Here is a 1785-nt window from a genome sequence, read left to right as displayed (position 1 = left end):
CCCGCCCCGGCGGGCTCGCCCGCCGCCGCCACCGCCCTGACCCACCCCGACGCCGGTCCGGCCGCCGACTACGACGACGCCGAGCGGGACACCATCCACCGGCTGATGCGGGACCGCCGCGACGTCCAGCACGGGTTCCTGCCGGAGCCGGTCGAGCACGACCAACTCCTCCGGCTGCTGGAGGCCGCCCACACCGCGCCCGCCGTCGGCCCGGCCCAGCCCTGGGACTTCCTGGTCATCCGCTCGCAGGAGACCCGGGCCGCCGTCCACGACCTGGTGCGCCGTCAGCACGAGGAGTACGCCAAGTCGCTGCCCCGCGCGCGGGCGCGGCAGCTCCCCGAACCCGCTGCCCGCGCCGTGCTGGAGGCGCCGGTGACGATCGTCGTCACCGCCGACGCGACCCGCGGCGGCCGCCCCGCGCTCGGCCCGCTGGGCGGCCCGGACGCCGCGCCGTACTCCGCGGCGCTCGCCGTCGAGAACCTCATGCTCGCCGCGCGTGCCGAAGGGCTGGGCATCGGCTGGATCGGCTTCCACGACGACCGGGAGCTCGGCGCGGTCCTCGGTCTGCCCGAGCACCTGGAGATCGTCGCCTACCTCTGCGTCGGCCACGTCGACGCCGCCCCGCGCGCGGCCGAGGCGGAGACCGACCCCGCCACCGGCCGGCCGCTCTCCTGGGTGGTCCACGAGGAGTCCTACGGCAGGCGCGCCCTGCCCGGTGGCGCCCCGCACGACCTGCTCGCCGAGACGCTGGCCGCCATCCGCCCGCTGGACGCCCAGTCACTGGCGGAGGCATGGGACCGGCAGCGGCGCATGACCAAGCCGCCCGGTGCGCTGGGCGCGCTGGAGGTCATCTCCGCCCAGCTGTGCGGTCTGACCCGCAGCTGCCCGCCGCCCGTCCCCGAGCCGGCGGCGCTCGCGGTGTTCGCCGGTGACCACGGCGTCCACGCCCAGGGCGTCAGCTCCTGGCCGCAGGAGGTGACAGCCCAGATGGTCGCCAACTTCCTGGGCGGGGGAGCGGTCTGCAACGCGTTCGCCGCCCAGGTCGGCGCCGAGGTCTGCGTCATCGACGTCGGCGTCCGGGGCGAGCTGCCGGCGATGCCGGGACTCATGCCGCGCAAGGTGCGACCGGGCACCGGTGACTTCACCGCGGGACCGGCCCTCACCCGGGCCGAGGTCATGCGGGCGCTGGAGGTCGGTGTCGAGACCGCGCGCGACCTCGTCGCCGCCGGCAACCGAGCCCTGCTGACCGGCGAGATGGGCGTCGCCAACACCACCGTCTCCGCCGCGCTGACGGCCGTCTTCACCGGAGCCGACGCGGCGGAGGTCACCGGTCGGGGCTCCGGGGTCGACGACGACACCCACGCCCGGAAGGTCGCGGTCGTGCGGGCCGGTCTCGACCTGCACCGCCCGGACCCGACCGACCCGATCGGCGTGCTGGAGGCGGTCGGGGGGCTGGAGCACGCGGCGCTCACCGGTCTGATCCTCGGCGGCGCCTCGCTGCGGGTCCCGGTCATCCTCGACGGCGTCACCGCCGGCGCCGCCGCGCTGGTCGCCCGCGCCGTGGCGCCGGAGTCGGTCTCGGCGTGCGTCGCGGGCCACCGCGGCGCCGACCCCGGCCACCTCGCCGCCCTCACCGCCCTGGGCCTGCGTCCGCTGGTCGACCTCGACCTGCGGATGGGGGAGGGGACGGGCGCGCTGCTGGCGCTGCCGGTGGTGCAGGCGGCGGCGCGGGCCCTGCGCGAGGTCGCGACCTTCGACAGCACCGGCGTCGCCGGACGCTGACCC

Annotated in this window: 1 protein-coding gene; it reads left to right on the top strand. The window is 77.4% G+C overall.

From position 1 onward, the window contains the following. Positions 1-1782, top strand: a 1782-nt coding sequence (gene cobT, locus HCN52_RS24135) for a nicotinate-nucleotide--dimethylbenzimidazole phosphoribosyltransferase (RefSeq protein ID WP_168090541.1), incomplete at its 5' end; no start/stop codon positions are given. Positions 1783-1785 lie beyond the last annotated feature (3 nt).

Source organism: Streptomyces bohaiensis, assembly GCF_012033785.1.
Lineage (GTDB): Bacteria > Actinomycetota > Actinomycetes > Streptomycetales > Streptomycetaceae > Streptomyces > Streptomyces bohaiensis.
This window is presented reverse-complemented; position numbering and strand designations above follow the sequence as displayed.